Source organism: Bacillus sp. PK6-025 (assembly GCF_056530265.1).
Genome location: NZ_CP096509.1, coordinates 2,118,750 through 2,141,899 on the forward strand (window position 1 = coordinate 2,118,750; position 23,150 = coordinate 2,141,899).

Genomic DNA, 23,150 nt, shown 5'->3' on the forward strand with positions numbered 1-23,150 from the left:
CTTAAAGTCCAAATAATTGAGGCAGCATTAAGCTGATTTGTGGAATGTAGGTAACAATTAAAAGGACGATCATGATCGCAGCATAAAATGGCAGAATCGGTTTAACCACTCGTTCAATATCAACTTTACCTATGCTGCAGCCCACAAACAGAGCACTTCCCACAGGAGGAGTGATATTGCCGATACAAAGGTTAAATACAATCATAATTCCAAAATGCACGGGATCCATGCCAAAGCTTTGAACAATTGGCAGAAAGATTGGAGTGAAAATTAATACAGCCGGAGTGATGTCCATAAATGTACCGATTATTAATAAGATGATATTCATCAACAGCAAGATCAAAATTGGGTTATCTGTAATCCCTAGAATTCCATTGCTGATTGCCGTCGGTATGCCTGTAAACGCCATGACCAATGAGAGCATCGTTGATGTCCCAACCAAAAACATAATAACGGCTGTGATTTCTACCGTTTCCAGCAGCATTTGGGGGAGCTGTTTCCATTTCAATGTCCTATAAAAGTGCGATAACAATAAGGAATAAGCCACCGCTATTGCCGCTCCTTCAGTTGCTGTAAAAACACCGGCGATAATACCCCCGATTACGATTACAATGAGCAACAGGCTTGGAATCGCATCGAGCAGCACTTTAAAACCTTGACTAATCGTAATTTTTGGCGCAACAGGGTACTTTTTCTTTTTTGCAATCATACAGGCGACAACCATCGTAGCCAGCCCCCACAATATTCCGGGCAAATAGCCCGCCATAAATAAAGCGGCTACAGATGTTCCGCCGCTGACTAATGAGAAAATGATCAAAAGACCGCTAGGCGGAATAAGCAAACCAGTTGGTGCAGAAGCAATATTTACTGCGGCAGAGTAAGTCCGGTCATATCCTTCTTTTTCTTGCAGCGGCGACATGACCCCGCCGATTGCCGCCGCCGCAGCTACAGACGAACCGGAAATGGAACCGAATAACATGTTTCCGACAACATTTGTATGGGCCAGAGAACCGGGCAGCCTGCCGCTGATCAATTTTGCGAAGTTAATGAGCCGCATTGCAATACCGCCATTATTCATAATAATGCCTGATAAAATGAAGAACGGTACCGCTAATAAAGCAAAGCTGTCGATTCCAGTGACCATTTTTTGCGCCGAAGTGAAAATGGCAACATCAAAAGGAAAAATGGTAAGCATTGTTACAATGGATGCCGCCGCAATACTTACAGAAATCGGAACGCCGAGAAACAACAATATGAAGAATACTGCCGATAAAATGAGACCTGCTGCTATGGCCATATCATTTCACCTCTTTTTTAGTTTTCAAAAAGCCTCAGTCACATCTTTGCTGCTTTTTTTACATCATCACCTGACTTTTGTTTTGAATTGAATTCATGTAAAGATTCATATAAACCGGCCAAGTTGTATCCAATGATGAGTATGCCTGCAACAGGAAGTGATAGATAAACAAATCCCACCGGTATCCCTAATGCTGCTGAAGATTGCTCCATTGTGGTGATCACTGCTTTCGAACCTCCTAAGACCAACACAATCAGAGCAAAAGCAATCAAAAGAATCTGAATGAAAGTATGCACGAAAACAGCTGCTTTTATTGGAAGTTTTCGAACGATAAATTCAATCGCCAAGTGCTTTTTTTTCCAAAATGCATAGGCACCGCCCAACATAGAGATCCATATCAGTGAATAGCGTAAAAATTCTTCTGAAAACGTACTGGGAGAATTTAGTACATATCGCGTAAATACTTGCCATATCGCAACCAAAACCATGATGGCCATTAGTGTGCAAGTCAAACATTCAATCGTTTTATTCACTGCTTTTTTTAAAGCTAGCATATACATCCCCCCTTATCGAAACATATTCGAGTCCCTCATTCATCCAGAGTCATTTTACTTTTTTAGCTTTCGCACAATTTTCCTATAGTATTTTCCGATCAATTCTTTTTTGGCAAACTCATCATGAAGCGGGCTTACCGCTTCCCGGAATGGAGTCTTGTCTGGTTTGTGGAACTTCACTCCCATTTCCTTTGCTTTCTTAACCGCATTTTCAGTTTCCTCAGCCCAAACGATTTTGTGATACTCAGTAGATTCTTTCGCCGCTTCGATCACCGCATGCTGCTGCTCTTCGCTTAATTGATCCTTTTTGTCCAAATTCATGATTAAAATATCCGGAACGATCGCATGTTCTGAGTATGAATATTCTTTTGCCACTTCCCCGTGATTGCTGCTTGTTAAAGCCATTTCGTTGTTTTCGGTGCCATCGATTACACTTGACTGCAATGCTGTATACACTTCTCCATAAGCCATTGGAGTAGGTGCTCCACCCATGAGTTCGACCATTCGAATCGCTGTAGCACTCGGCTGCACCCGAATTTTTAAACCTTTAAGGTCATTTGGGTGCATAATCGGTTTGTTCTTTGTGTAAAAGTTCCGTGAACCGGCATCATAGTAGGTTAATCCAATAAAACCTATGTTTTTCGTTGTATCATACATTTCTTTTGCAATATCACTGTCCATGGCTTCATAGAAATGATGTTTGCTGTCAAATAAATAAGGCAGGCTGAAGATGGAGTAGACCTCTGAAAAACTTTCTAAAGCGCTCGCACTTACTTTAGCCAGATCGACAGCCCCGGTTTGTGTCAATTCAATCACTTCACGCTCTGAACCGAGCTGAGCATTTGGATACAATTGCACTTTAACGGTGCCATTGGTTTTCTTTTCTACGTCTTTTGAAAATTTGAGTAAAGACTTGTGGATGGGGTGCTCCTCATTATGGTTGTGAGCAAGCCGTAACGTTACGGTTTTATCGGCGCCTATTACATCGCTGCTTTTACATCCCGTAAGCATCCCAAAGATTAAAGCGCATACAAAAAACACGGATAGCATTTTTCTCATGAACTACCCTCCTTGAATCTCATGACCGTTGCTTTCTAAGCAATGATTGATTGCGATTCATGATTTCTTTCATCGTCATATTTTTTTGATAGCGTTTACAATTTCGCTCAAATAGTGAACGAATAAGTAAAATTTTTGCATTGTATGTTTCGGTTTATCCCCTGAATACCGTTTCCGATGATGTTCAGTAACAATTTGTGTAATATTTTAGCGGCGCAAGACATTAGATGATCGTCTTTCTCACACTTCCCCTCCTTTATGTAAAGTTTAACAACGTTGTTAAAAATCAACGCTGCTTCATGATCCGAAAACCCTTTTAACAACGTTGTTATTTTATTCGGAAGATGTATATGATTGTTATTTTATAATGTATCATTTATAATAACAACGTTGTTATTTATTATCATAAAATCATTTTCGAAAATTTGCAATATTATATTTTTAAGGATTTTTTGGAGGTCCAAAATGACTGTAACTATTAAAGACATCGCCCACGCTTCCGGAGTAAGCTATTCAACAGTCTCAAAGGCTTTAAGAAACAGCCCTCTTGTAAAACCGGATACAAAGAAAAAGGTCTTGCAAGTTGCCGAACAATTAGGGTATACTCCGAATTTTGCAGCGAGAAGCTTGGCATCTAAAAAAAGTCAAACGATCGGACTTGTCTGGCCTACAATTGAAAGAATCGCTTTATCGGCACTTGTTACAAAAATAAATGAAGTGGTCGAAAAGAACAGCTATTCAATGATTTTATCCGTTAACAGAGCTAAAGAGGCAGTGGAATTGTTCAAGAGTTTTCGCGTGGATGGGATCATGATTTTTGAAGAAGGCGGCGAAACTCAGCTCAGTGATGATACTGGATTAACGATTCCTATCTTATCTTACGGAGTGTCAGGTGAACATACACATCCTATTATCGATGTCAATCATAAAAAAGCAATTTACAAAGCCGTTGCGTATCTGTATCAACTTGGCCACAAAAACATTAGCTACGTCGGAGACCTTTCCCCTGCCGATAAGCGTCAGATTGAAAAAAGCAAAGGGTTTGAAGAGGTTATGATGGAAGCCGGTTTAAAGTTAAGTCGAAACAGTATTTTAAATACTAATGGGTTAAGCTGGTATAACGGTTACACCGCTGCGAAAAAACTGTTACAACAAACCTCAAAACCTACAGCTATTATTAGCGGAAGCTACGATATCAGTGTAGGGATTTTACGAGCCGTAAAGGAACAACAGCTCAGCATACCCGAAGACCTATCTTTAATTTCTTATGATAATATTCCTCAAATGGCAAGCCTTGAAACCCCGCTGACGAGCGTAGGGGTTCCAATCGATCAATTGGCTCACAAAATGGTCGATTCTCTGCTGTCTCTTATTCGTGAGCCGGGCTCAATACCATTAACTCAAAAAATGGACCCTGAATTAAACGTCAGAATGTCATGCGCTTCTCCAGCAGTTTTAGGTAAAGAAAACAATTAACATTTAAAACGAGTCTTTCAGGTCATCTTTTCTTATTAAAGTGAAAAATCCCCGGGAATCCCTTGGTACTCATTCAGCCTCTGGCAATGGATTTTACAGAATTTCTCGGTAAATTGATTTTTGAATTTTTACATGAACGGCCGCATGCCTTTTGGTACGTTCTTTCTTTATCAAAAATAGATGTTTCTAAAAAATACAAAGCTCAGGTAACAATACCTGAGCTTTGTATTTATTCGCCTGTCTCCGCAAAACGCTTGACCCGTTCTCCAATTTCATCGCGTACACGCTGAAAGAATGCCCATTTTTCTTCTTCTGTCCCTTCTGCTTTGGCGGGATCGTCAAAACCCCAATGCTCGCGCTTGACGTGCGGCGGTGTCATCGGGCATTTATCAGCCGCGTCCCCGCACAGCGTAATGACGAGGTCTGCGTTGTGTAAGATATCGGGATCAATGATATCGGACGTCTGCTCAGAAATATCGATGCCTGCTTCTCGCATGGCTTTGACCGCGTTCGGGTTTAAACCGTGCGCTTCAATCCCTGCACTGTAGACGTTCCACTCGTCTCCGAGGTGTTTCTTCGCCCAGCCTTCAGCCATTTGGCTGCGGCAGGAGTTGCCTGTGCATAAAAAATAGATGGTCTTTTTTGACATTGGTCATCGTCTCCTATCATGTTTAGTGGATAATCAGCAGCCACACATAAAGTCCGGCAAGCGTGATGAACAGGGTTGGAATGGTCAAAATGACACCTGTTTTAAAATAGGTTCCCCAAGAAATCTTTACGCCTTTCAGTGAAAGGACGTGAAGCCACAAAAGCGTCGCCAGGGAGCCGATCGGCGTGATTTTCGGACCGAGATCAGAGCCGATGACATTGGCGTAAATCAGCGCTTCTCTGAGAATCCCGTGTGTGTCGGTATTGTGAATCGCAAGCGCATCAATCATCACCGTCGGCATATTATTCATGAATGAAGACAGGGTGGCTGCGATAAAGCCCATTCCGATTGTTCCGGCAAACAGCCCTTGATCACTGACGGTCTGGATGACCTGTGAGAGAATATCTGTTAAGCCGGCATTTCTTAAACCATATACCACGACATACATCCCGATTGAGAAGAAAACGATCGCCCAAGGCGCTCCCTTCAGCACTTTCTTCGTTTGTACCGCGGGGCTGTTTTTCGCTGTAATTAAGAAAATGACGGCGATCACGCCTGCGATGATCGAGACAGGGATCGAGAACAGCTCGCTGATAAAGTAACCGGCCAACAGAACGGCTAATATGAGCCATGACAAGCGGAATATTTTCCTGTCTTTAATCGCTTCCGCCGGCTGTTTTACATTTGTCATGTCATAATGCCGCGGAATGCTTTTTTTGAAAAACAAAAAAAGCACGATGATGCTTGCAATAAGCGAAAACAGGTTTGGAACAATCATTCTTGTCGCATATTCGATAAATCCGATGTTGAAAAAGTCTGCTGAGACAATATTGACAAGGTTGCTGACAACAAGCGGCAGCGATGTTGTATCCGCGATAAATCCGCTTGCGATAATAAAAGGAAAAACGAGCTTTTCTTGAAAATGTAACGCGCGTACCATGGCAAGCACAATCGGCGTCAAAATTAAAGCAGCTCCGTCATTGGCAAACAGCGCGGCTACTATGGCTCCCAGCAGGGAGACATAGACGAACATCCGAATGCCGTTTCCTTTCGCTGCCTTGGCCATGTGCAGGGCGGCCCACTCGAAAAATCCGATTTCATCAAGAATCAGGGAGATGATGATGATCGCGACAAAAGCCAAAGTCGCATTCCATACGATTCCCGTCACATCTAATACATCCTGAAAATTGACGACCCCGCTGATGAAAGCCAGCACCGCACCTCCGCAGGCCGACCAGCCGATGGATAGATTTTTCGGCTGCCAAATGACAAGCGTGAGGGTCAGCAGAAAAATCAAAATGGCTAAGACTGTCGTCATCGCGTGTACGCCTCCTTCATAGGTTTCCTCTCCGGACACATCTTATAATAAAATCGTTATATAAGTCAATGCTTATATAAAAAGTGAAATGAAAAAGAGGGAACCGTCCTCCCTCTGCTTTTTTATTGGCACGAAACGGGTCTTTCTTTTCTTTTAACGGTTTGAAGAACCTCATCGTGTTCATCGATCTGATTGAGAATGGCAAGGACCAATTCGCGTTCCGGAAAGTTGTCATGAAGCGAATAAAAGCGCCATTGCTCCCTTCTTTCTTCCTTGATCATATTTGCACTTTTCAGCTTTCGTAAATGCTGGCTGATGGCGGGCTGGCTTGTTTCAAACATATCGACAAGCTGGCAGACGCAATAAGGTTTCTCCTGAAGCAGTTTCAGGATCAAGAGCCGGGTCGAATCGTTCAATATCTTCATGCAGCTCACCGTGCTTTTCGAATCAAGCTTCGTTTGTACGGTCATGACATTCCCTCCAATCTCAGGCGCTTTGCAGCCGGTATATTGCCTCCATTATATAAATGTCTTTTTATATAATCAAGCGGTGATCATCAAGGTATGGATCTCGTGCCATTCGAAAAATTGAGCGGCCCTTCACTAATCAATTCACCGCTTCTTCGGCCATATGGTTATGATTCGCCTCTCTCATGAAAACGGTAGTTGCGAAATAGACTAGTCATTCAATCCCTTTCCATCAAGAATTTGCTTTGTATATTTTTCAATCCTCGATTCTCGGGTTTTGGATTGTTTTGGTTTAGAAAAATAAAGAATATATGCTCTTTGCCGTCCCGGCGTCAATTCTTCAAACGCCGTTTTTAAAGCTGGGATTTCAGCGAATTTTTTTTGAAGCTCTTCTGGAATCGTATATTCCGCAGCCTTTTTAAACTCTACTTCAAGACCGGCTTTTTCCACTTCAATCGCTTCATTGATGTAAGCTTTCAAGATGGTTTCCATTTCAGCTATTTCTTGTACATTGGTGAATCGAATCTGCCGCGCGGCTTGTACATTCTCCGTCTGCTGGATAAGAATCCCGTTGGGGTCCTTTAACAAGGCGCCTTTATGAAACAAGAGCGCACAATATTCTTTAAATCCATGGATTAATACGATGTTTTTATTCTCGAACGTATAGCAAGGATGCTTCCACTTGAAATCTTCGTTCAGCTCACAGTCAAGAACGATTTGACGCAGCTTCTCAAACTCTCCCTTCCACTTCTCGGCTTTGCTTAAAAATTCATCAACCTTTGGATTCGTTCTGCTATTTGTCATCAAGGAACACTCCTCTTTATATCATAATGTCATTTTAACCTAATCTCGCTCCGCCGACAGCAGAAATATTTTAATCGTTCCGGAGGTACAATATGCTTAGCTTAAAGAAGAGGCGGGTTGATTATGAAATTTGGCATCATGACATTTAATATCCATCATGGAAAAGGAAGGGACCGTCGCGTTGATTTAGAGAGAACAGCCGGTGTGATCGCCGAGAGCGGCTGCGACATCGTCGGCCTTAATGAAGTAGATCAGCATTTCTCCAATAGAAGCGATTACGAAGACCAAATCGGCTCGTTAGCAGAACAATTGAACATGCACTATGCGTACTGCCCCTCCCTTTCATTGAGTTCCGGTGATTCTTCAGTGAACAGGCAATACGGGAACGCTCTCTTAACGCGTTTTCCGATTGTGAAAGAACGGCATCATTCATTCAACTTTGTCAAAGGGCTGATCGAAGGAAGGTCTCTTCTTGAGGCTGATGTCCGGATCGGTGATCGGCTCCTTCGCGTTTTTGTTACGCATTTGAGCCTGAATCCGTGGCTTCACGGCAAGCAGACGGATTTTTTAATCGAGAGGGTTCAAGAGAGTGATCTGCCTGTGATCGTCATGGGAGACTTTAATATGAAACCTCATTCACGGGGGTGGAAAAAGGTCGCGGAAAAACTGGCCGACCTGTGGGATGAAAGACAATACGGACAGGGGTTCACCCACCCTTCGCACCGCCCGAGACGACGCTTGGACTACATCTTCCTCAGCCGGTCTTTTCATGTGTCAGCGGCTGAAGTTGTCGCCGTTGATCCGAACGCTTCCGACCACCTGCCGCTTAAGGGCATTGTCACATATTAAAGGACGGCTTGAGAAGCCGTCCTTCAGCGTGTCGACAAACCCTCGCATTCGTTGTCAGGCCTGTGCGTCGGTGCTCACGAATAGGAGAAGGATCGGCGGCTAACCGCCCAGGCGTCCTGCCTGAACGCCGCCGTCATCACATCCTGTGAAAGTCAGCTTCCGATGCTCGGTCTTCCTAGACTGCAAGGGTTTTCAATCACGCTGAAAGGATGACAAAATCCCAAAACTAAATATCGTTTTGGGATTTTGTCAAAAAGCTTAAGGACGGCTTTAGAAGCCGTCCTTTAAGCTTTTGCAATGCCCAGCAAAACGCCGGCTGCGACGATTAATATAATGCCGATGGCGATACCGATCAGCTGCCGCTTCGTTTTCTTTTCGCCGAGCAAAATAATGCCGCCGAGCGTTGAGATGACGATTCCCATCTGCGATAGCGAAAAACTGGTCGCTACGCCGACCCGCGGCTGGGAAATGAATAAAAACATGTTTCCGGCTGCCCAGATTAAACCCGGAATGATATTTTTGATGACGTAAAAATTAAACGGCTTATGCCTGAATGTCAAGATCAAGCCACCGGCTACCATGCCGATAGCCTGAGGAAAAAGAGCCGCCCAGCCACTGACATCGAAAAGCCGTACGACGACGACATACACGAGATAGCCGAATGTGGAAATCAGCAAAATCACGATTCCCTTTTTCATGTCGCCGGTTTTTTCCTCCGATTTTTGGCTGCGGTCTTCCAGCGATGTCAGCACGATTCCCACGATGATGAAAATCAGCGCCAGAATCCCGAGAACAATCGAGATTGTCGTCGCCCACTCGCGAAAAACAAGCACGCCGAACAAAGAAGTGGATACAAGCTGAAGTCCTGTTGAGATCGGCATCGTTTTAGACACGCCGATCAACTTGATGCTTTTCAGCTGATTGGTCTGACCGAGCGCCCAAAATAGTCCGGAGACGACGCCGACGGCAAATATACGGGGGGATAATTCAGGCTGGACGACGAAGTAGATTCCGATTGAAAAAATTAAAGCGCCGAATGTCGTACCGAGCACCTGGCTGTACGGTCCGCCCCCAAGCTTTACATTAAAGAGCACAATGCTTCCCCAGAAAATCGCTGGTAAAATCGCTAAGAAAATGTCCATTTGATGTAAACCTTTCTTTCCTTGTTTTTATCTATTAAGGTGCTCTATTCATGCGATTTTTAACACAAAAAATCCATTTTGAACATTGTCAAAATGGATTGGTACTGTTACCGGCGGCCGTATCACTAAAATATCAGTTTTCACTGTTTGCTGTTTACGCTGTCAAGCCAAGGCATACCGGGAATAGCTGCCGGTTTTTTGTACAAGTCCTGGATCAGCCTGTCTTTTATGCCGAGCGGGTTCCGGTTTAAATCTTTCAGGCTGAAATGGATGCTTCCCATCACCATTGATTCGCGGTTTAAGGCGATCTGTCGCGGATATTCTTCAGGGTCTGACCAGGCAGGATCTGAGTTTTGATTGATTTTATAGGCTGCTTGTCCGATGTATAAATGAACGGGGCGTTGGCTGACTTCATTTTTCCACCAGTCTACTAAAATGTCGTAGGAAGCCGGGGCAAAGCCGATGCTCCAGTAGATTTGCGGGGCGATGTAATCGATGTATCCCTGCCTGATCCATTCCCTCGTGTCAGCATAAAGGTCGTCATAGTTTGTCATTCCGGCGGCTGTATTCGATCCCGTCGGATCATCTGCTATATTGCGCCATACACCAAAGGGGCTGATTCCAAATTTGACCGATGCTCTTTCTTTTTTGACGGCGGCGTTGATCTGTTTGACAAGCTGGTTGACGTTGTCCCTCCGCCAATCTTCAATATTTGAAAAACGGTCCTTTCCATATTGTTCATACGTGCTCAAGTCGGGAAATTCGACGCCCGCAATTTTATACGGATAAAAATAGTCATCCATATGAACGGCGTCGACTTGGTAATTCTTGACGACCTCTGTTATGCCTTGGACAATGAATTCCTGTGCCTCAGGAATGCCGGGATTGTAATACAGCTGTCTGCCGTAGGCAACGACCCAATCGGGGTGCATTCTAGCCGGGTGATCCTGTGAGAGCCTGTTCAAATCCGTATGATTCATCGTGATCCGATAAGGGTTGAACCATGCATGAAATTCAAGCTTTCTCCGGTGGGTTTCTTCGAGCAAAAATGACAGCGGATCGTAGCCGGGGTCTTTTCCTTGAACGCCTGTTAAGTATTCCGACCACGGCCCGTATGCGGAAGGGTAAAACGCATCCGCCGCCGGCTTAATTTGAACGACAACTGCGTTCATCCCCATGGCTGTCACAGCATCCAAAAGCTTCACATATTCTGTTTTTTGCTCTTCGATTGTCAGCCCTTTTTTCGAAGGCCAGTCAATGTTTGTGACGGTGGCGATCCACACGGCCCGAAATTCTTTTGTTTTGCAGCTTGTGTTCTTTTCTTTCATGAACATCTCCCCTTTTGGAAAAATCGGAACTTTCTGTTATTATATGCCAGCTGTTCTTTTTTGTATATAAAAAAACAGGCCAAGACTGTCGAAGTCTTTAGCCTGTCGTTTGGATCGCCTGTTTCACCTGCTGCATCAAATATTGGACAAATGCTTCATCCCTTGCGAGCCATGCAGCATAATTTCTTTTAATAAACCGTTCTGCCTCTTCGAATGAAGTAAATGTCTCATGCTGAGTCACGCCGTTTAATTGAATGTTCCAGCCGTGTTCTCCAGGAAAGAGAAAAAACTGGTCTTCGTCCCTGTTGATATAAAGGCTGCCGTTGTCCGACTCTTTTACATTATAGACGTTTTTAAAGGCATCCGCTCTCAAGGGCTCCAGCGGAAACGGTTCAGTCACATACAGCTTGAATGCTTCATCTGTCAGCGGGCACCCCGCTGCCTTGGCATGGCCGCCTCCGCCGAACGTGCCGGCGATTTCTGATACATCTGTTTCATCATGGATGGTGCGAAGGCTCACTTTTTTGCCGCCCATATTTAAGATGGCGATATAGTCAAGGTGCGGATACGTTTTTCCGAGTTCGTTCCCTACTTCGGAATGATAGGATTCCGCATGCACGATGCCGACGCAGTGTGCATTGATGAAGGTCTGAACGATTTCCCGCCGTTTCCTGCGGATATACCGTTCAATTTTTTCTTCTTCCATATCCAAGATTTTTTCTTCGAATTCATCAAATGAAAACGCGTCGCTTTCTTTAAGGCGCCGGACCATTTTTTCCTCAAATTCGTCAATGGAGACCATAAAAAACAGGTCATTCAGGCGCTTTGCTTCGAGCGCGTCCGTCTGTTCCCATTCCCATGTATCATAGAGGCGTACGAGTTCGACGAACTGATCCATCGCTTTTGTCTCTTGAATATGGCCGTTGTCTATTAAGTATTCATAAAAAAGAGAAGTCGCTGAAGCGAGCCTGCCGTCCTCATGTTGAACTTTTACCATGCCCCAAGAACGTTCATTCAAATGAAGCGCAGTTTTGTGGTGGTCGATGAGTTTGACCTTTCCGCCCGCTTCAGCATAATGGTCCAGCCTTTCTTCATTTTCTTGATGAACGGACAAGTCGGTAATAAACAGGCCTTCATGCTGTTTTTCTTTTCCTTTTGTCCGTTCCAAAAAACGTCCGACTTGCATATCAAGTCCGGTGACCGAATTGTAGCGGACCTCGACCCGTTCGCCAAAAGCCACCTTTGCGAGAATTCCGCAGCCGACTCCATCCAAGTCGTTGTGAGAATACAAATGATACATGCTTCCCGCCCACCTTGCTGTTTTATTGTCGGCCTGCCGCAGCAGGCGCATCTTTCTCATCTTACTATTGTAAAAAAAGGGATTTTTTATACGGTTGTGCGGTAAGACAAAAAGGACAGCTTTTTGTTGGAAAAAGTCTGTCCGGTTAAAAGGGTTTATGTTTCTTGCAGCATGGCTCCGCCTTGCAAGTGGGCGGTGAGTAGTCTGTATGCGTTTTCGGCCCTGGCGGCACTTGGCGGTTCAACCCCTTTTAATGGATAATCCAGGCCAAGCGCTTCCCACTTGTAGACGCCGAGTTTGTGATAAGGAAGAACCTCCACCTTCTGAACGTTCCCCAGCGTGCCGATAAACGTGCCGAGGGCTGCTAAATCGTCATCGATATCAGAGATCCCCGGAACCAGTACATGGCGGATCCAGACGGGGACTTGATGATCAGCGAGAAACCGGGCAAAATCCAATATGTGGTCATTCGGCATTCCTGTCAGGTTGATATGTTTTTTCCTGTTGATATGCTTGAGATCAAGCAAAACAAGGTCTGTATACTGGATCAGCTCTTTGATCTGCTCTTGAAATGCCGGCGCCGCCGAATAGCATCCGCCGGACGAATCGAGCGCCGTGTGTATGCCATGGCTTTTACAGGCTTTGAACAGCTCGATTAAAAATGGCAGTTGTAAAAGCGGCTCGCCTCCGCTAACGGTGATGCCTCCGCCTGATGATTGAATAAACGGGAGATATTGCTGGACATCCTGAACGATTTCGGAAACCGTCATTTGTTTTCCGGTTCCGATTTCCCATGTATCAGCATTATGGCAAAATTGACAGCGCATCAGGCAGCCTTGTGTGAAGACGACATATCTGATGCCCGGACCGTCAACGGTTCCGAATGTTTCGATCGAATGAATATTTCCATCCATGATGAAGATCACCTCTTTTTATGGGGCGGAGCGCCTCGGCCGCGCTCCGCTTTATGCTCGTTACATCGATTCATGGAAGGTACGGCTGATAACGTCTAACTGCTGTTCTTTCGTCAGCTTAATAAAGTTGACCGCATAGCCTGAGACGCGAATCGTTAACTGCGGATATTCCTCCGGATGTTCCATGGCGTCGAGCAATGTTTCTCTGTTAAATACGTTTACATTTAAGTGATGCCCTGTTTTTGCGGCGTAACCGTCAAGGATGCTTGATAAATTGACGGCGCGGCTCTCTTCGTCTTTGCCAAGCGCTTTCGGGACGATCGAAAAGGTGTTGGATATGCCGTCGAGCGCATAGCTGTAAGGCAGCTTTGCCACTGAAGACAGCGATGCAAGCGTTCCTTTAGTATCGCGGCCGTGCATCGGATTCGCGCCTGGAGCAAACGGTTCTCCCGCCCGGCGTCCATCCGGCGTATTTCCGGTTTTCTTGCCGTAAACGACGTTTGACGTGATCGTTAAAATTGACATGGTATGAACAGACTGGCGATATGTCTGGTGCTTGCGCAGTTTTTTCATAAAGCGCTTGACAATGTCAACGGCGATCGCGTCGACGCGGTCATCATTATTTCCGTACTTAGGAAAGTCGCCTTCTGTTTCAAAATCGACGGCAATGCCGTTTTCATCGCGGACAACATTGACTTTGGCATATTTGATAGCGCTTAACGAATCGGCCACAACGCTCAAGCCGGCGATCCCGGTGGCCATCGTCCGCAAAATGTCCGTGTCGTGCAGCGCCATTTCAATTCTTTCATAGCAATATTTATCATGCATGTAGTGAATGACATTGAGCGTATTGATGTACAAGCCTGCAAGCCATTCCATCGTCTGATCGAATTTATGCATGACCTCGTCATAGTCCAGCACATCGGAAGCAACCGGAGGCATTTCCGGACCGACTTGCATTTTATGCTTTTCGTCTTTTCCGCCATTAATCGCATATAAAAGCGCTTTCGCCAAGTTGGCGCGTGCTCCGAAGAACTGCATTTGTTTGCCGATTGCCATTGCCGATACACAGCAGGCGATGCCGTAGTCATCCCCGTATTCAGGACGCATGATATCGTCATTTTCGTATTGAATCGAGCTCGTTTTAATCGACATTTTGGCACAGTAGTTTTTAAACTTTTGCGGCAGCCTGACAGACCAAAGGACGGTTAAATTTGGTTCCGGCGCCGGACCTAAATTGTCAAGCGTATGCAGGAAACGGAACGAGTTTTTCGTGACGAGTGCGCGTCCGTCGTGCGCTATTCCGCCGATTGATTCTGTCACCCACGTCGGATCGCCGCTGAACAGCTCATTGTAGTCAGGTGTGCGTGCAAATTTGACCAAGCGCAGCTTCATGACAAAATGGTCGACAAGCTCTTGGGCCTCCTGTTCTGTTAATGCGCCCGTTTTCAAATCTCTTTCGATGTATATATCAAGGAACGTGGACACGCGGCCAAGGCTCATTGCTGCTCCATTTTGCTCTTTAATGGCAGCCAAATAGGCAAAATACAGCCATTGAAATGCTTCTCTTGCATTCGCCGCAGGCTCGGAAATGTCAAAGCCATAACTTGCTGCAAGTGCTTTAAGTTCATTCAATGCCCGGATTTGTTCTGACAATTCTTCACGAAGGCGGATGTTTTCTTCAGACATCACGCGAGAGGTGCCGGCCGCATCTTTTTTCTTTTCATCGATCAGGAAGTCCACGCCGTAAAGCGCCACTCTCCGGTAATCGCCGATGATGCGCCCGCGCCCGTAAGCATCAGGCAGTCCGGTAATGATTCCGACCTTTCGGGCGAGTTTCATTTCGTCCGTATACGCGTCAAACACGCCTTGGTTATGGGTTTTGCGGTAATCGGTAAAGATTCTTTCCACTTCTTCATTCAATTCAAAACCATAGGATTCACATGCTTGTTTCGCCATGCGAATGCCGCCGAAAGGCTGAAGCGACCGTTTAAACGGCTCATCGGTTTGAACGCCGACGACTTTTTCCAAGTCTTTGTCCAAATAGCCGGGACCGTGCGAGGTAATCGTTGAGACGATCTCTGTATCCATATCGAGGACGCCTCCGTTTTCACGCTCTTTTTTTGTCAAGTCCATTACATGATCCCATAATGCCGATGTAGCTTCCGTCGGAGGTTCGAGAAACGATTCGTCACCTTGATATGGCTCAAAGTTCGAGAGAATAAAATCGCGGACATTGACTTCTTTTTGCCAAACGTTTGTGGTGAAACCTTTCCATTGTTCCATTTAAATCCCCCTCTTTTCAAGTTGAAATGATATAACAGTTGTTGCATTTATATCTTATGTTTAATATAACAGTTTTGAATGTGATAAAAATCACATGTTTTGTGAAATAGTTAACAAATTTAAGAAAGTTCTTTGAACATCGCGTTTTTCCTAATATAGGATGTTGTTTGAAGCAATTTTCTTATTTGAATCTGTATTATAATAAAGTCAAATAAAATGAAAACTGTTATATAAAAAACCGGCTAAACAGCCGGCTTGCGCAGAAGTATTTATCATCAGTCGAGGGATACGAACTGATTGCCGAATGCTTCGATAGTGCTTTTCAAGACATAGCTGCCTCGGGGGAGCTGGTGAAATTCATAGCACCCTTTCGAATCGACCGCTTTTGTCTGCAGTAAAACGCCTGACAAATCATAAACATGAATGTAATGGTCCTCTTTTTTAAGTTGGCTTTTGAGATGTTCCGGGATTTCCCCGGCAATCGTGTACTCCGCTTCTGACGTTTTCTTTTCACCGATTTGTTCGAGGATTTCCAGGTCCAGCCCCTGCTCTTTTCGATGATTTTTGCAGGACCGCACTGCTCTTTTTTGTGTCTCGAATGTTTGATACAGGTTTTCGATCGACCTCATGTGAAAGCTGATATCCCAATGTTTCATAGCTTTTTGATACGCTTGGCGCCCCAATTTTTGCCGGGTTTTGTCATCGTCGAGCAGCAGGCGCAGCTTTTCAGTAAGCGCTTCGCTGTCTGCCGGGGGAACAAGCAATCCGTTCGCACCGTCATCAATGATTTCTTTTACCCCGCCTACGTTTGTCGCCAGCACAGGTTTTGCGGAGAACTGCCCTTCCAGGATGACGAGCGGAAATGTATCGTGAAGCGACGGCAAAACAATGACATCACTAATATTCATTAAGTCAGGTATATCTTTTCGCTTTCCGAGAAAAGAGACCGCCGACGCGATACCGAGCTTTTCGGACAGGCTTTGCAGAGTTTCGAGCTCCGGACCCTCGCCTGCGAGAAGGCAGTGAAAATCATCCCTTTCGCACCGCAGTTTATAAAGCGCTTCGATCAAATAGCGGTGTCCTTTCACCGGAACGAGCCGCGCCGGACAGAGAATGATCTTTTTTCCTTGATGCGGGAGGCTTTTAGGGAGATTATTTTTCTTTTCGATAAAGGGTGTTTTTACAATTCCATACGGGATGACTCGGATGTTCGAAGGCGTCACACCAATTTGAATCAGCTCGTGTTTCAGCCATTCGCACGGAACGGCCACAACGTCTCCAGACATTGCGCCCAAACATTCTTCGATTTTCATGTATTGCTGTTCCTGGCCGCTTTTCTCGTCAAATTCCCCGGTAATCTTTGCTTCATGATATTTAAAGTTATGGAGGGACACGATTAAAGGCGTGTGCTGAGGTTTGGAACGGGCCAGTGCTCTTGCCGTCATAAAATCGTGGCAGTGGATCAAATCATACTTCTTAAGATCAAACTGTTTAACAGCTTGTTCCAAACTGTAGCGCTCCATTTCACGCCAATATATCCACAGGGGATATTTTTCGGTATAAGCTGTTTGAAGACGGTGAATCAGCTCATGTTTTAACCGGTGTTTATCGGCCGGCTGCTGATCGGCGACCTGAATGTTGAGCCATCGGGTATCGTGCGACATTAAATCGACAGAATGCCCTTCTCCTTCCAAGCTTTTTCTAAGGATATCAATATAGGTAGACGGGCCGTTTGTATGTGGAGAGTATCGATAATAAGCCAGCAAAATGTTCATATATTTCCCCCTGCCTGCTGTTAAACTTATTGAAATGAAATCTCTTAGCATTATATGGCCTCAGCTGAAAAAAGTACGAAGTGAATGGAAAGCCTTTTCAATAAAGAAAACCCATTGCCTTAAGCAATGGGAGCTGTCATGAAGAAGCTAATATTTGAACGATTTTATCTTCAATATCCTTTCCTTTTTCATCATCCACGAGCTGATTGAGAAGAATGGAGAAAATCAATGTCTCGCCGCTTGCAGTATCGATATAGCCCGATAAGGTACTGACGGTTGAAAGAGAGCCTGTTTTCGCTCTGACTTTGCCTTTTAGAGCCGGGTCTTTCAGCCGGTTTCTTAATGTGCCGCCGACCATTCTGTCGCTTTCTCCCGCAACCGGGAGTGAACGGGTAAACGACGGAAACCATTTCTCTTCTTGAACGGAATACAATAGCTTTGTGATCTGGTCGGCAGAAATCAAATTGATATGCGAGATGCCTGAGCCGTCTCTGAGAACGATCTTCTCTGTGTCCATTCCAAATCCCTGCAGTTCTTTATTCAACACTTCCAGACCTTGATCCCAGCTTCCTTCACGGCTCGCGGCTTTTCCCATTTCCTTGATCAGTGTTTCGCCATGGCCGTTGTTGCTGAGCTTCATAAAGGGGATCATCAGCTCTGAAAGCGGCATGGATTGATGTGCGGTGATGCGGCGCGCTTTTTTTGGCGCTTTGCCGGTTTTAGTCTCTCCCAGGATTCGAATGCCTTGTTGCTGTAAAGCCTGTTTAAATAAATCGAGTGCATATTTTGACGACTCCCAAACCGCAACCCATTGTCTGACCCTTGAAGCGCCTTGTGGAATCGTCCCTTTGATTTGGATGGTATTTCCGCCGTGTTCCCTTTTAATCGTGATATCTTTTTTTCCGTCTGCAGCAACGGTCTTGGCACCGTTTTCGATTTTGACATGATTAGTTTGCGGAGTAAGCGATACAACGGGTTTTTTCCCGGTTTTGCCGTCAGGATTCACGTCGATGATGACCGTTCCGGCATCATAGTCTTCGTTTGGCGAAGCTGTTAAAGCCGAGATCTGCGCTCCGTAGTATGCGTCTTCATCGCTCCAGGAAAGGTCTTGAGAGTAGCGGACCTCATCATACCAGGAATCATCGCCGACCAAGTCTCCCCGGATGACAGTGATCCCTTGTTTTCGGAGTGCCTTGGCCATTTGCTGAAAATCGGCTTTCAAAAGCGTCGGATCGCCTTTTCCTTTTAGATAAAGGCTGCCTTTGAGTGTGCTCGCGGATCGTGCGCCGTCTGTCATCACCTCTGTGGGAAAGGTATAGTCCTCACCCAGGACGGAAAAGGCAGCTGCTGCCGTTAAAAGCTTCAGATTGGACGCCGGTCTCATCCGTGTATCGCCCATATGGCCGTATATCATTTTCCCGCTTTCTGCGGACCTGACGCTGATGCCTGCGAGCGCTCCTTTTAAATCAGGCTCGGTCTTTAACAGCTGATCAATTTGCTCTTTGAGCCCGGCGCCTTTTTCCCCGGCGGCCAAGCCGTCTATGCTGCCGGCCAACGTCAATACAAAGATCATCATCATACACAGACAAAGCTTCATATTTTTCTTCATAGAATATCCCGCCTCCCGCTGATGGTTCTAATACTTTATTGCAAAACGCGGCGGGATATACTCCTATTGATCGGTTTTCACCAAAAACCTCCGGTATAAAAGCAGCAGTATCATTACATGCAGCACAACTCCGATGAACCCGAAAACGAAAACAAGCCCTTCATGAGAAGTTCCTGCCAAGTACGTTTTCGCTGTCCAGTAGGTCGGCGTGAAAACGCCGAAAAGCTGCCACGGCAAAGGAATAAAATAAACCGCGGCCGGCATGAAAGTGAGCAGGCTGAACCCTTTCATTAAAGCGAGCCCTTCCACTTTGTTCGAAGCGTAAGCGGCTAAAAGCAGCGTGTAAATCGGGGCTTCAAGCGTGACCATGATCAGGATGAACAAAAGGTACACAGAGCCGGGCGCCATTAAACCGCCGGATGCAAACAGCAAAATGCTGTAGCAAAAAGTCAGCGCCATTGGCAGGATGAGGCGTATCAAGACATATCCGCGCTTCGACAAGGGCGTCACGGCAAAATACTGAATCATATTTTCGTCGCGCTCATCAAGCAGGATAAACCCCGACATGATACCGAGAATCAGGGGGATGAAAAGCATGGCAAAGCTCATGATCAAATGACGGTATGGGGTGATATTGAATGCCGCCAGTTCCGCTGACAAAGGAATGCCAGCGGCTGTCACGATGATGAGCAGAAAAGGCGCCAGACCGTAAAAAGCAAGCATTGAATCACGTTTGATCTGTTTCATATCTCCGCGTATCAGCTGAATGATTTTCATCATCGTGTATCACCTCCGCCAAGCTTTAATGTGATGAACGTTTGAAGTGAATGCCTCGCCCAGAAATACGCGGCTCCGTTCCACAACAAGAGAGTGGAAATCGCGTAGACGAGCTCCCACTGCTGAAGGCCGGTAAAGGCGGAACCTAACAGCATTAATGAGGCCTTTGACGGCAGAGCGTAAAACAGCGGGCTGCTCCAAATGCCAGCTGTTTCAAACAAAGGCAGAACGAACACAAAGGTGCTCAAAGAAGACAAAAAGAAAAATCCGTTTAAGGTTTCACACCGCACCGCCAAACCTAAGCCGATCATCGTGAAGAAAAATGAAGTGCACAGCACGCCGCAAGCGAACAAACCGGAATTTGTTCCATAGCCAAACACACTGCTGTGGATGAAAATGCTCGATCCGAGAGACAAAACGGATAAAGACGCCGTTTTGGAAAGAATATACTCACTCGCACTTAGCGGCGTTACAAACAGGCTGTCATGGATGTTTTGCCCTTTCTCCAGTAAAACAAGACCCCCGATGAAGAAAAACCCCAGGAAGCTCGGGTCTGAAAACGTCAAGGCAATGTTGGCCGCCTCCCTGTAATCAGCTGGAAGAAACTGCAACACAGCGATATACACCGCGCTGATCAGCAAATAGGCATAATAAAAACCGTGCTTGAACTGAAGTTTGATATCATGGGAAATCGCTGATAAGATCCTCAACTTAAACGCCTCCCCGTCACATCGATAAAGATGTCTTCAAGCGATGCTTCTTGGGAATGAATGGTTTCCACAGGGTGGTCCTTGATCAAGTTCAAAAATTCCGGGCTGCTGCCGATCTGATCAAGGTCAAATTGAGCAGTTTCCAGCTGCCTGCGGCTGCGGTACTCCACTTTTACGTGCCTTTTTCCTTTTTGCACTTTCAAGGCGCTTGGAGAATCAATCAAAGCCACCCTGCCGTCAACGATGAAAGCTACGCGGTCGCAGATTTCTTCAGCTGTTTGCATGTGGTGCGTTGTGATCAGGATCGTCTTCCCTTCCGCCTTTTTGTTCAGGATAAGCTGTTTTAATTTTTTGGCATGCACGGGATCGAGCCCCGAGGTCGGTTCGTCTAGAAATAAAAGATCAGGCTGATTGATCAGGGCTCTCAAAAAATTCAGCCTCATTTTCATGCCTTTTGAGTAAGCGGATACCTTTGTCCGGCCGTACTCTTCAAGACCCGTTAAAGCGAGCAGCGTTTCCGGCTCCTCGGTTTCAGATGCATACAAGGAACGGAACAAATTTAAGTTTTCCAGTGCCGTTAATCGTTGATAGAAATTCGGAAATTCAAAGGCGACGCCGATTTTCTCATAAAAGGAGCTGTCGGCTTGACTCAATTCTTTCCCCATCACAGAAACCCGGCCTTCATATTGCTTTAAAATACCGATTAATATTTTTTGAATCGTGCTTTTTCCAGCACCGGACGGGCCGAGAAATCCAAAAATTTCACCCTTTTGAATCGAAAAGTCGATTCCTTTCAATACGGGCGTTTTTTGTCCGGGGTATGTGAAGCGAAGCCCGCTGACTTCAATCATGGGATGCATCCTCCTTGGCCGAAAGCCCCTGTCCGATCAATTCGATAAGCAAATCCATCGTTTCGTCATAGCGGTCTTCCCCAATATTTGATTTTTGAAAGGATAAAAGAACAATGGCGCGAATCACACTGACGATCGTCTCCGGTTTTTTTCTGACAAGCCAACCTTTTTCCTGGCCCATTTCAATTAAAGGCTTGAAAAAATCTTCGTCGCTGTCGAAATGCGCCTGCAGCTTTTCTTCGGGGAGTTTGCGGAAGAGTGTCTCGAGTAAGTTGTCATCGTAAACTTGGCGAATGTACGGGTTATCTTCCATCACCGCCAATGCTTCACGCAAAAACTGTGCAAATGTTTCCCCGCTTTCAGAAAATGATGCCTCAAGCTGGGCGCGGATCTTACTTTCTTCCTGCTGCAAAATCTCAAAATAAAGCTCCTCTTTCGAGTCGAAAAATGTATAAAATGAGCCTTGGGCAATTCCGGCCGAGGCTGTTAGCTCACCAACGCTCGTTTTTTTCAATCCAAGCTGCGCAAAAAGCTCTCTTCCGCTTTGCACTAAAGCTGAGCGTATCGCTTCCTTTTCTTTTTCGGTAAATTTTGGCATGTCAGTCTCTCCTTGATTTATAAACATATGAATATTTTTATTTTATATTCATATAATGCGATGAGACCGTCTTTTTGTCAATGCATTTTGGTTCAAATTTACCACAATATTTTCATTTGCCCGTCAAATTTAAAGCAAAAAAAAGCACCACTTATAGTTTAAACTATAAGTAGCGCTTCATTTCCATTAATAAGCAAGGCTGAACAGACCTTTAATATGAGTCAGATAACGGACGTTGCTCGCTTCTTTCATCAATGAAGCAGGCAGGCCTTTAAGAGATGTACTGTTCGCGCCGATAACGGCAACTGCATCTTTGCGGCCAAGGCTTGCAAGCGTGCCTGAGTTGACAGGGCTGAACGTTTCCATTGATTTGTTTTCTAAGTATGCATACAGGTTGTAGCCGATCAGCTCGCCCATTTGCCAAGCGATTTGAGCTGTCGGAGGGTACGGACGGCCATCCGGACCGAAGACAACGGCGCTGTCTCCTGCAACAAATACGTCTTCATGTGATGTGGATTGAAGGAAATCGTTTACAGTTGCGCGTCCGCGGTTCACTTCAAGACCTGACTCGCCGATCAGCGGATTGCCTTGAACACCGCCGGTCCAGACAAATGTATTTGTGACGATTTTTTGCCCGTCTTTCAAATCAACAACGTTTCCTTCTACATTTGTGACAGGCAGTCCTGTCAAGAATTCAACGCCGCGTTTTTCAAGGCTCTTTGTCGCACGTTCGATCAGCTCATCCGGAAGAACCGGCAGGATTTTCGGACCGGCTTCAACAAGCTTCAGCTTGATTTCTTTCGGATCGACACCATAGCTTCTCGCAAGGTTCGGCATGATATCGGCGAGTTCACCGACAAGCTCGACGCCTGTTAGTCCGCCGCCGCCGATTAGGATCGTAGCATCCGCTTCGTTTTTCGTTTTAGCGTATTCGCGCACGCGCTCTTCAACATGCTTGAAGATCTTGTTTGCATCGTTTGCAGATTTGAGCACCATGCTGTTTTCTTGAAGGCCAGGAATGCCGAAGTAAGCAGTGACAGAACCAAGACCGACGACAAGCGCGTCATACGTCAGGGTAGAGCCGTCAGAAAGAGCGACTTCTTTTTTGTCAACTGAGAACGAGTTGACTTTGGCGATTTTAAGATCGATGTCTTTTCCTTTGAAAAGCTTTGCAAGCGGCATCGCAATGGCCTGTTCTGACACGTTGCCCGCAGCAAGGCGATGCAGTTCTGTGATGATTTGATGTGTCGGGTATTGGTTAACCACTGTGATTTTTGCTTCTTCTTTTGTGTAGTGTTTGCGAACTGTTAAAGCAGACAGTAATCCGCCGTAACCAGCGCCTAAAATGACGATATGTTTTGACATCGTGAATCCTCCGTCCTTATTC

20 protein-coding genes and 1 pseudogene are annotated in these 23,150 nt (G+C 45.6%); 2 read left to right on the plus strand and 19 right to left on the minus strand.

Annotation, left to right across the window (positions count from 1 at the left end; genetic code table 11):
• Position 1: 1 nt before the first annotated feature.
• The 3 genes from M1D67_RS11050 to M1D67_RS11060 are packed head-to-tail and all read right to left on the minus strand — an operon-like array spanning position 2 to position 2,910.
• Positions 2-1,297, minus strand: coding sequence for a TRAP transporter large permease (locus M1D67_RS11050; RefSeq protein WP_023857530.1), 1,296 nt, complete (start codon positions 1,295-1,297; stop codon positions 2-4).
• A 38-nt stretch (positions 1,298-1,335) separates the two neighbouring features.
• Positions 1,336-1,851: a TRAP transporter small permease gene (locus tag M1D67_RS11055; protein WP_026579627.1), complete on the minus strand. Its 516-nt coding sequence runs from the start codon at positions 1,849-1,851 to the stop codon at positions 1,336-1,338.
• A gap of 54 nt (positions 1,852-1,905) precedes the next feature.
• Positions 1,906-2,910 carry a TRAP transporter substrate-binding protein gene (locus tag M1D67_RS11060; RefSeq protein ID WP_025810020.1) on the minus strand — a complete coding sequence of 335 codons (1,005 nt, stop codon included), beginning with the start codon at positions 2,908-2,910 and terminating at the stop codon, positions 1,906-1,908.
• A 465-nt stretch (positions 2,911-3,375) separates the two neighbouring features.
• Between M1D67_RS11060 and M1D67_RS11065 the strand changes: the two genes are divergently transcribed.
• Complete coding sequence (locus M1D67_RS11065; RefSeq protein ID WP_023857527.1) at positions 3,376-4,386, plus strand: LacI family DNA-binding transcriptional regulator; 1,011 nt, start codon at positions 3,376-3,378, stop codon at positions 4,384-4,386.
• A gap of 229 nt (positions 4,387-4,615) precedes the next feature.
• Here the strand turns inward: M1D67_RS11065 and arsC are convergent, their stop codons facing one another.
• The 4 genes from arsC to M1D67_RS11085 form a co-directional block, all read right to left on the minus strand.
• A complete protein-coding gene (gene arsC / locus M1D67_RS11070; protein WP_023857526.1) occupies positions 4,616-5,035 on the minus strand; it encodes an arsenate reductase (thioredoxin) in 420 nt (139 codons plus the stop codon).
• 22 nt (positions 5,036-5,057) lie between these two features.
• The gene (locus tag M1D67_RS11075; RefSeq protein WP_479831822.1) at positions 5,058-6,353 is read right to left on the minus strand and encodes an arsenic transporter; all 1,296 of its coding nucleotides are present in this window, start codon (positions 6,351-6,353) and stop codon (positions 5,058-5,060) included.
• A gap of 122 nt (positions 6,354-6,475) precedes the next feature.
• Positions 6,476-6,823 carry an ArsR/SmtB family transcription factor gene (locus tag M1D67_RS11080; RefSeq protein ID WP_020451676.1) on the minus strand — a complete coding sequence of 116 codons (348 nt, stop codon included), beginning with the start codon at positions 6,821-6,823 and terminating at the stop codon, positions 6,476-6,478.
• Between the two features lie 207 nt (positions 6,824-7,030).
• Positions 7,031-7,624, minus strand: coding sequence for a YdeI/OmpD-associated family protein (locus M1D67_RS11085; protein ID WP_020451677.1), 594 nt, complete (start codon positions 7,622-7,624; stop codon positions 7,031-7,033).
• 123 nt (positions 7,625-7,747) lie between these two features.
• Here M1D67_RS11085 and M1D67_RS11090 point away from each other — a divergent pair, with 123 nt between their 5' ends.
• Positions 7,748-8,473, plus strand: coding sequence for an endonuclease/exonuclease/phosphatase family protein (locus M1D67_RS11090; protein ID WP_020451678.1), 726 nt, complete (start codon positions 7,748-7,750; stop codon positions 8,471-8,473).
• A gap of 284 nt (positions 8,474-8,757) precedes the next feature.
• Here M1D67_RS11090 and M1D67_RS11095 read toward each other — a convergent pair whose 3' ends face one another.
• From M1D67_RS11095 to M1D67_RS11150, 12 genes and pseudogenes are all read right to left on the minus strand, one after another.
• Complete coding sequence (locus M1D67_RS11095) at positions 8,758-9,615, minus strand: RhaT/GlcU family sugar-proton symporter (RefSeq protein WP_020451679.1); 858 nt, start codon at positions 9,613-9,615, stop codon at positions 8,758-8,760.
• Positions 9,616-9,758: 143 nt separating this feature from the next.
• A pseudogene (locus M1D67_RS11100) lies at positions 9,759-10,913 on the minus strand (glycoside hydrolase family 10-like protein); the annotation flags it as partial.
• A 127-nt stretch (positions 10,914-11,040) separates the two neighbouring features.
• Complete coding sequence (locus M1D67_RS11105; protein ID WP_479831823.1) at positions 11,041-12,243, minus strand: DHH family phosphoesterase; 1,203 nt, start codon at positions 12,241-12,243, stop codon at positions 11,041-11,043.
• 155 nt (positions 12,244-12,398) lie between these two features.
• Entirely contained in the window at positions 12,399-13,157 is a 759-nt protein-coding gene (gene pflA / locus M1D67_RS11110) for a pyruvate formate-lyase-activating protein (RefSeq protein ID WP_023857519.1), read from the minus strand.
• A gap of 60 nt (positions 13,158-13,217) precedes the next feature.
• Positions 13,218-15,443: a formate C-acetyltransferase gene (gene pflB, locus M1D67_RS11115; protein WP_020451683.1), complete on the minus strand. Its 2,226-nt coding sequence runs from the start codon at positions 15,441-15,443 to the stop codon at positions 13,218-13,220.
• A 275-nt stretch (positions 15,444-15,718) separates the two neighbouring features.
• The gene (locus M1D67_RS11120; protein WP_051303777.1) at positions 15,719-17,218 is read right to left on the minus strand and encodes a glycosyltransferase family 4 protein; all 1,500 of its coding nucleotides are present in this window, start codon (positions 17,216-17,218) and stop codon (positions 15,719-15,721) included.
• Positions 17,219-17,354: 136 nt separating this feature from the next.
• Positions 17,355-18,827 carry a D-alanyl-D-alanine carboxypeptidase/D-alanyl-D-alanine endopeptidase gene (gene dacB, locus M1D67_RS11125; RefSeq protein ID WP_479831824.1) on the minus strand — a complete coding sequence of 491 codons (1,473 nt, stop codon included), beginning with the start codon at positions 18,825-18,827 and terminating at the stop codon, positions 17,355-17,357.
• A gap of 63 nt (positions 18,828-18,890) precedes the next feature.
• Complete coding sequence (locus M1D67_RS11130) at positions 18,891-19,607, minus strand: ABC transporter permease (RefSeq protein WP_103750463.1); 717 nt, start codon at positions 19,605-19,607, stop codon at positions 18,891-18,893.
• A complete protein-coding gene (locus M1D67_RS11135) occupies positions 19,604-20,314 on the minus strand; it encodes a fluoroquinolone export ABC transporter permease subunit (protein WP_145623908.1) in 711 nt (236 codons plus the stop codon). The genes M1D67_RS11130 and M1D67_RS11135 overlap by 4 nt, the downstream gene beginning before the upstream one ends.
• The gene (locus M1D67_RS11140; RefSeq protein ID WP_020451686.1) at positions 20,311-21,165 is read right to left on the minus strand and encodes an ABC transporter ATP-binding protein; all 855 of its coding nucleotides are present in this window, start codon (positions 21,163-21,165) and stop codon (positions 20,311-20,313) included. The genes M1D67_RS11135 and M1D67_RS11140 overlap by 4 nt, the downstream gene beginning before the upstream one ends.
• Entirely contained in the window at positions 21,158-21,763 is a 606-nt protein-coding gene (locus tag M1D67_RS11145) for a TetR/AcrR family transcriptional regulator (protein WP_020451687.1), read from the minus strand. The genes M1D67_RS11140 and M1D67_RS11145 overlap by 8 nt, the downstream gene beginning before the upstream one ends.
• 186 nt (positions 21,764-21,949) lie before the next feature.
• On the minus strand, positions 21,950-23,128 hold the full coding sequence (locus M1D67_RS11150) for an NAD(P)/FAD-dependent oxidoreductase (RefSeq protein ID WP_020451688.1): 1,179 nt from the start codon (positions 23,126-23,128) through the stop codon (positions 21,950-21,952).
• Positions 23,129-23,150: the final 22 nt, after the last annotated feature.